Genomic DNA, 7,546 nt, shown 5'->3' with positions numbered 1-7,546 from the left:
GCGGCGTGCCCACCGCGATGAAGATCACCTCGCCGTGGTGCACCGCAGGCTCCGCCTGAGTGGTGAAATCCAGCCGGCCGCTCTCAAAGTTGCGCTTGACCATCGGCGACAGGCCTGGCTCGAAGATCGGCACCTCGCCGTTCTTCAGGCGCGCGACCTTGCCCGCGTCCACGTCCACGCAAAGCACGCGGTTGCCCATTTCCGCCAGGCAGGTGCCGGTGACCAGGCCTACGTAGCCGGTGCCGAACAGGGTGACATTCATCATCCGGGCAAGCGCTCCAGAACAAAACGATCGCGGATTCTAACAGGCGCCACCCGTGGCGATCGCAAAAAGAAAGGGCGCGGATCGCTCCGCGCCCTCGCTTGATCCATGCGACGGGGAATTACTTGCCCGCCTGATCCTGACCGCCGGCCGGGGTCGGGCCGGTCTTCACCAGGGTCACGTCGAAGATGATCGCGGCGTTCGGCGGAAAGCCGTTCTGCGGCTGTGCACCGTAGGCCAGGTTCGACGGGATGTAGAGCATGTAGTGTGCGCCGGTCTTCATCAACTCCAGGCCCTCGCGGAAGCCCGGGATCACGCCCTGCAGCGGAATCGAAGCCGGGCCCTTGTTGTGGTCGGCCGATGCGTCGAACTTCTCGCCGTCAACGAAGGTGCCCACGTAGTTCACCTGCACGGTGTCGTTCGGGCCCGGACGCGCGCCGGTCCCTTCGCTGATCACCTTGTACTGCAGCCCCGACGCGGTGGTCTTCACGCCAGGAGCGGTCTTGTTCTTGGCGAGGAAGGCTTCACCCTTGGTCTTGTTCTCGGAGGCGACCTTTTCGTACTGGGCCTTGGCCTTGGCCTGCAGCTTGGCGACGAACGCGTCGCGCACGCTCTTGGCCTCGGCTTCGCTCATGGTCGGCTTCTGGCCCGACAGCGCCGACTGCACGGCGCGGGCGACCGTCGCCGGGTCGACCTCCTCGCGCACCAGCGGCGGCAGCTGGCTGGCCAGGTCCCAGCCAACCACGTAGCTGGCCTTGGTCTTGTCGACCGTGCCGGTAGCGCCCGACTTGGCGGACTGAGCGTGGACCCCCGCGGTCATGCCCAGCGCAACGGCCAGGGTGGCCGCCGTCAGCGTGGGACGCAGAAAATGCTTCATCGAAGAAACTCCCTCGTGTTTGGATATGCCGGCAATGCGGCCGGGCCTCCCCGATGGAGGCAGGCGGGGCATTGTGAGGCGCGTCGAGCGGTCTTGGCAACGACACCGGCTGTCGACCGTCATGGTTTGGAAAGGTTCCCTTCACTCGTCCGGCGACGGCCGCTCCAGGGTGTCGCGCAGGGCCGCCTGCAGCCTGGCGTGCATCTTCACCAGCGCACGCCACAGCACCGCCGACAACAGCACCCCGGCCACCAGCAGAACGATCGCCACGCCGCGTGGCGGCAGGATCGCCGATCCGAGCACGCTCACCAGCAACCCGAGCGCCAGCAGCGCGCCCAGCGGGATGAGCCGCGCCAGCAAGTTGCGGATAGTGTGCGTGTAGCCGCCAGCGAATTGCTCGCGGATACCCAGCTCCGCCAGCAGCATGCCCAACGCTTCGGCCTTGCGGTAGATGGCGATCAGCATCGGCAACGACAGGAACAAGGCCGCGGCGAAGATCAGCGAATGCCGCGTCTCGCGCCCCACGCCGAAAGTCGAGAACCACGCCCAGTTGTGCGCATTGACGTAAGCGCCGATCACGAACAGGGTCACCACCAGCACCACGTTGATCCCGATATGCCAGAGCAGCCGGCGCAGCATGGCGGCGATCATCGCGTTCTGCTCGACCGGCCGCAGGCTGCCCAGCCAGTTCGCGTAGCTGGTCAGCAGCAACCGCACGGGCCCGGGCGTGACCCGCCGCATGCCGTCGACAATGCCGTTGGCATGGCCCACCAGGTACGGCGACGCGGCCATGCACACCACCGAAACCGCCACGGCAATCGGGTAGATGAAATCGCTGACCACGCCAAGCGAGGCGCCCAGGGCGGCAATCACGAACGAGAACTCGCCGATCTGCGCCATGCTCAGGCCAGTGCGTATCGAAGAGCGCACCTCCTGCCCCACCGCGACCATGCCCATGCCGACCGCCAGGGTCTTGCCGATCATCACCACCGCGGCGATCCCGAGCGCGGGCAACACGTACTGCCACAGCAGCGCCGGGTCGATCTTCAAACCGATGGCCACGAAGAACAGGGCTGCAAACATGTCGCGCAGTGGCTCGACCAGCCGCATCACGCGGTGCGCATTGCGCGCCTCGGCGATCACCGCGCCGGCCAGGAACGCGCCGAGGGCCACGCTGAAGCCCAACCATGCGGCAAACAGGCTTGCACCAAAGCACACGCCCAGCGCACTCACCAGCAGCGTTTCGTCGCGGCCGAAACCGGCCACGTAATCGATGAGTCGGGGCAATAGCAACAAGCCCAGGATCATCCCCGCGACCACGAACAGCCCGACATGTCCCACCACCGTCAGTGCCGTCCCGGCTTCCATGGCCCCGCCGATCGCCACCGCGCTGAGCACCGTGAGGATCACGATCGCCAGCACGTCCTCGGCCACCAGGATCCCGACTACCCGTTGGGCGAACGGCATATGCCGCAAGCCGCCCTCGGCCAGGGTGCGCGTGGCAACCATGGTCGAAGACAGGGAGATCAGTGCGCCGAGGAACAGCGCATCCATCCGGTTCCACCCCAGCGCCTCGCCCAGACCGGTGCCGATCCAGAACATCAGGCCGACCTCGATCACCGCGACCATCAGCACACCCAGGCCGACCTCGCGCAGCTTGCGCACGCTGAACTCCAGGCCCAGCGTGAACATCAGCAGCACGACGCCGAGATTGGAGATGTCGTCGATCGCGCGCGGGTCGCCCACCAGCACGCCGGGCGTGTGCGGGCCGATCAGGACGCCGGCCAGGATGTAGCCCAGCAGCACGGGCTGGCGCAGGCGCTGGAACAACACCGTGGTGGCGCCCGCCACGATCATCACCATCGCCAGGTCGCGGATGAAACCAATCTCGTGCATGCATGCTCCGGCGCGTATGGCCGTCCAGCTTACGTCACCCGATGAAGGTGTTGATGCGACGTCTTGCGCGCGACGGACACGCGCAAAATTTTTCTAAAAAAAGCTTGACGGAATCGCGAACCCTGCCTATTCTTTCGGGCTTCCAGCGGCGGGGCCATAGCTCAGCTGGGAGAGCGCCTGCATGGCATGCAGGAGGTCGGCGGTTCGATCCCGCCTGGCTCCACCAACCTAATCCGTCCCCATCGTCTAGAGGCCTAGGACATCACCCTTTCACGGTGGCGACCGGGGTTCGAATCCCCGTGGGGACGCCAAGGTTGGTCTCGCACTTTGTGTAGCTGGAAAACAACGCGGAGCGGTAGTTCAGCTGGTTAGAATGCTGGCCTGTCACGCCGGAGGTCGCGGGTTCGAGTCCCGTCCGCTCCGCCACTTACGAGAAGCCCGCCCAGTGCGGGTTTTTTGTTGCCTCGACGCCGTCTGTTTGCTCGCACCGTTCGCGCTGAGCGTAGCTCGCGCAGCGAGCGGAGTCGAAGCGTCGCGCGACAACTCACCCTTCGACTTCGGCCTGCGGCCTACGCTCAGGGCGAACGGCCGGGGTGAACGGGCGAGTCATCCAGCCGTTCGAGCGTCCCCACCGAATGCCCCTGCTCGGCCAGGTACTCCAGCCAACGCGAAAGAAACCCGTTCATGCGCAGCCGGTGCTGCAGCACGGTATGCGCTTCCGGAAACGGCCCCAGCACTTGCCACAGGTGCCGGCCCGGATGGCAGTGCAATGCCTCGGCCACGTGCGCGTCGGTGTACATGCGCAGCTGCGCCGACGGCGTCGGATGGCCGGTGTTCGCATCGACGAAGCCGTAGGTCAGTTCCAGCTCCAGCGTGTAGGGATGGCGCTCCTGCACATGCATGTGCACGTCCAGGCCGTCGTCCACGCTGGAGCGGTAACGTCCGGGCGCCAGCGTCTGCGGCGCGAACAGGTGCGCCAGGCGGTGATAGTTCTCCGCGTAAAGCCCCATCAGGAACTCGAAGCGTCCCGGGAGCAAGGCGGAGCGGTTGTCCAGTACGGCACTCATCAAACTTGGATATACCTCAAAACATGGTGCGCTCGATACCGAAGCGCTCGAAGATCTTGCTGGCGATCTCCTCGATCGATACGTGGGTGGTGTTGAGCGAGGAAATGCCCGCCTGGCGCATCAGCCGATCTGCCTGTTCCAGCTCCCAGCGGCATTGCTGCACGGTGGCATAGCGGCTTCCTGGCCGGCGCTGTTCGCGGATCTGCGCCAGCCGCTGCGGGTCGATGGTGAGACCGAACAGGCGATCCTTGTACGGCCTGAGCCGTTTGGGGAGTTCGAGCTTGTCCAGGTCGTCGTCGGTCAGGGGGTAGTTGGCGGCTTTGACGCCGTAATGCAAGGCCATGTACAGGCAGGTCGGCGTCTTGCCCGAGCGCGATACGCCGATCAGGATCAGATCGGCCTGCGCGTAGTCCACGTCCACGCCATCGTCGTGCGCCAGCGCATAGTTGGTGGCGTTGATGCGCGCCTCGTACTTGTCGAAGTCGACCAGGCCATGTGAGCGGTTGACTGCGCCCGAGCGCTTGGTCCCCAGCTCTTCTTCCAGCGGTCCGATGAAGGGCGCGAACACGTCCAGCATCAGCGCGCCGCTGGCCGCCACGATCTCGCACAACCCCCGGTCGGCCATGGTGTTGACCACGATGGGACGTTCGCCGGTCTGCGCGTAGCGCGTCTTGATCCGCAGCGCAGCAGCCTCGGCTTTATGCGAATCGTCCACGAACGGCAGGCGATGCTTGTCGAACTGGATACCTTCGAACTGCGCGAGGATGGAGTTGCCGATCGTCTCCGCCGTAATACCAGTGGAGTCGGAGATGAAGAAAACCGTACGTTGCATGCCTGCCTTCCATTTGTGCCCGGAGCCTGGTCTGGCACCTTAGCGCAAGCGCCAAAGCCTGTCCCCGCTTGACTCCGCGCTGACTGGTATGCAGTTGGCGCGGCATCGTGAACAAATGGTCTTCTTGTGCCATGCACCATCGAAAGCGGACAATACCAGTCCTTTGCGGCCCGAATTCCGGCGCGGCGCAGCGTATTACCCAAGCTTTACTAAGGAGATTCCCTTGAACGACCTGGTGCTTTGGCTGGACAACCTGCGCATGACCGACCTGGGCAAGGTCGGCGGCAAGAACGCCTCCCTCGGCGAGATGATCGGCAACCTCGCCAAGCTCGGCGTCTCGGTGCCCGGCGGCTTCGCCACCACGGCCGATGCGTTCCAGCAATATCTGGACAAGAGCGGCGTCGCCAAGCGCATCCGTGCGCGGCTGGACGGCCTGGACGTGGAAGACGTCGAGGCGCTGACCACCGCCGGCAAGGAGATCCGCAGCTGGGTCACCGAAACGCCGCTGCCGCAGGAACTGGACCAGGCAATCCGCGACGCCTACGCCAAGCTGTGCAAGGACGCCGGCGCCGAGAACATCGCTGTCGCCGTGCGTTCCTCGGCCACCGCCGAGGACCTGCCGGACGCCTCCTTCGCCGGCCAGCAGGAAACCTTCCTCAACGTGGTCGGCATCGACGACGTGCTGCACAAGGTCAAGGAAGTCTTCGCCTCGCTCTACAACGACCGCGCGATCGCCTACCGCGTGCACCAGGGCTTCAAGCACGAGGACGTGTTCCTCTCCGCCGGCGTGCAGCTGATGGTGCGCTCGGACATCGGCGCCTCCGGCGTGCTGTTCACCCTGGACACCGAGTCGGGCTTCCGCGACGTGGTGTTCGTCACCGGATCCTACGGCCTCGGCGAGATGGTCGTGCAAGGTGCGGTCAACCCCGACGAGTTCTACGTCTTCAAGCCGACGCTCAAGGCGGGCAAGCCCGCCCTGCTCCGTCGCAGCCTGGGCGCCAAGCAGCAGCGCATGGTCTATTCGGACAAGCCCGGCGAGCGCGTGCGCATCGAGGACACGCCGACCGAGCTGCGCAACAAGTTCTGCATTTCCGACGAGGACGTGCAGGAGCTGGCCAAGCAGGCGCTGGTGATCGAACAGCACTACGGCCGCCCGATGGACATCGAGTGGGCGAAGGACGGCAACACCGGCAAGCTCTACATCGTGCAAGCGCGCCCGGAGACGGTGAAGTCGCGCGCCCACGCCACGCAGCTGGAGCGCTTCCAGCTCAACGAGAAGGGCAAGGTGCTCGCCGAGGGCCGTGCCATCGGCCAGAAGATCGGCTCGGGCAAGGCGCGCGTGGTCAAGTCGATCAGCCAGATGCACGAGTTCCAGAACGGCGACGTGCTGGTCGCCGACATGACCGACCCCGACTGGGAGCCGATCATGAAGCGCGCCGCCGCGATCGTGACCAACCGCGGCGGCCGCACCTGCCACGCCGCAATCATTGCGCGCGAGCTGGGCGTGCCGGCAGTGGTCGGCACCGGCAACGCGTTGCAGACGATTCCCGACGGCGCGGAAGTGACCGTGTCTTGCGCCGAGGGCGACACCGGCACGATCTACGAAGGCAAGCTCGCCTTCGACCGCATCACCGCCGACCTGGGCGCCATGCCCGAGGCGCCGCTCAAGATCATGATGAACGTGGCCAACCCGGAACGCGCGTTCGACTTCGGCATGCTGCCCAACGCCGGTATCGGTCTGGCACGGCTGGAGATGATCATCGCCAGCCACATCGGCGTGCACCCGAAGGCCCTGCTCGAATACAACCGCCAGGACGCCGAGACCAAGGCCAGAATTGACGAGCGCATGGCCGGCTATGCCGATCCGGTGAGCTTCTACGTCGACCGCCTGGCCGAAGGCATCGCCACCATCGCCGCCTCGGTGTACCCGAAGCCGGTGATCGTGCGCCTGTCCGATTTCAAGTCGAACGAATACGCCGGCCTCATCGGCGGCTCGCGCTACGAGCCCCACGAGGAGAACCCGATGATCGGCTACCGCGGCGCCAGCCGCTACGTCGATGCGGGCTTCGCCGAGTCCTTCGCGCTGGAATGCAAGGCGGTCAAGAAGGTCCGCGAGACGATGGGTCTGTCCAACGTGTGGGTGATGATCCCGTTCGTGCGTACCCTGGGCGAAGGTCGCAAGGTGATCGAGGTGCTTCAGAAGAACGGCCTCAAGCAGGGCCAAAGTTTTGATGGAGAGCCGGACCTCAAGGTCATCATGATGTGCGAGGTGCCCTCCAACGCCCTGCTCGCCGACGAGTTCCTGGAGATCTTCGACGGCTTCTCGATCGGCTCCAACGACCTCACCCAGCTCACCCTGGGCCTGGACCGCGACTCGGGCATCGTCGCCAGCCTGTTCGACGAGCGCGACCCGGCGGTGAAGAAGCTGCTCGCGATGGCCATCAAGACCGCGCGCGAGAAGGGCAAATACGTCGGCATCTGCGGCCAGGGCCCGAGCGACCATCCGGACCTGGCCGAGTGGCTGATGGACCAGGGCATCGAGTCGGTCTCGCTCAACCCCGACACGGTGGTCGACACCTGGCTGCGGCTGGCCAAGAAGAAGGCCGGTTGAG

At 65.4% G+C, this 7,546-nt stretch carries 5 protein-coding genes, 3 tRNA genes and 1 pseudogene; 4 read left to right on the top strand and 5 right to left on the bottom strand.

What is annotated here, in order from left to right; translation table 11 throughout:
- The 3 genes and pseudogenes from J7I44_RS00770 to J7I44_RS00760 form a co-directional block, all read right to left on the bottom strand.
- Window positions 1–262, bottom strand: a pseudogene (locus J7I44_RS00770) (UDP-glucose 6-dehydrogenase); the annotation flags it as partial.
- Between the two features lie 121 nt (window positions 263–383).
- Window positions 384–1,139: an FKBP-type peptidyl-prolyl cis-trans isomerase gene (locus J7I44_RS00765; RefSeq protein WP_209614550.1), complete on the bottom strand. Its 756-nt coding sequence runs from the start codon at window positions 1,137–1,139 to the stop codon at window positions 384–386.
- 141 nt (window positions 1,140–1,280) lie between these two features.
- Window positions 1,281–3,035 (bottom strand): cation:proton antiporter, encoded by a 1,755-nt coding sequence (locus tag J7I44_RS00760; protein WP_209614549.1) that lies wholly within the window; start codon window positions 3,033–3,035, stop codon window positions 1,281–1,283.
- Between the two features lie 150 nt (window positions 3,036–3,185).
- On the opposite strand from J7I44_RS00760, the gene J7I44_RS00755 reads away from it, so the two are divergent.
- The 3 genes from J7I44_RS00755 (at window position 3,186) to J7I44_RS00745 (ending at window position 3,461) form a co-directional block, all read left to right on the top strand.
- Window positions 3,186–3,261, top strand: a tRNA-Ala gene (locus J7I44_RS00755).
- Window positions 3,262–3,270: 9 nt separating this feature from the next.
- Window positions 3,271–3,346: transfer RNA gene (locus J7I44_RS00750), tRNA-Glu, on the top strand.
- A 38-nt stretch (window positions 3,347–3,384) separates the two neighbouring features.
- Window positions 3,385–3,461, top strand: a tRNA-Asp gene (locus J7I44_RS00745).
- Window positions 3,462–3,610: 149 nt separating this feature from the next.
- On the opposite strand, the gene J7I44_RS00740 is transcribed toward J7I44_RS00745, so the two are convergent.
- Together J7I44_RS00740 and ppsR are read right to left on the bottom strand one after the other, a co-directional pair.
- On the bottom strand, window positions 3,611–4,102 hold the full coding sequence (locus J7I44_RS00740) for a DUF1249 domain-containing protein (protein ID WP_209614548.1): 492 nt from the start codon (window positions 4,100–4,102) through the stop codon (window positions 3,611–3,613).
- A 16-nt stretch (window positions 4,103–4,118) separates the two neighbouring features.
- Complete coding sequence (gene ppsR / locus J7I44_RS00735) at window positions 4,119–4,934, bottom strand: posphoenolpyruvate synthetase regulatory kinase/phosphorylase PpsR (protein ID WP_209614547.1); 816 nt, start codon at window positions 4,932–4,934, stop codon at window positions 4,119–4,121.
- Window positions 4,935–5,157: 223 nt separating this feature from the next.
- On the opposite strand from ppsR, the gene ppsA reads away from it, so the two are divergent.
- Entirely contained in the window at window positions 5,158–7,545 is a 2,388-nt protein-coding gene (gene ppsA / locus J7I44_RS00730; RefSeq protein WP_209614546.1) for a phosphoenolpyruvate synthase, read from the top strand.
- Window position 7,546 lies beyond the last annotated feature (1 nt).

This window comes from Frateuria flava (genome assembly GCF_017837635.1).
GTDB classification, from domain to species: domain Bacteria; phylum Pseudomonadota; class Gammaproteobacteria; order Xanthomonadales; family Rhodanobacteraceae; genus Frateuria_A; species Frateuria_A flava.
Note: the sequence above shows the minus strand (reverse complement) of the source record. Positions and strands in the feature narration are given on the sequence as shown.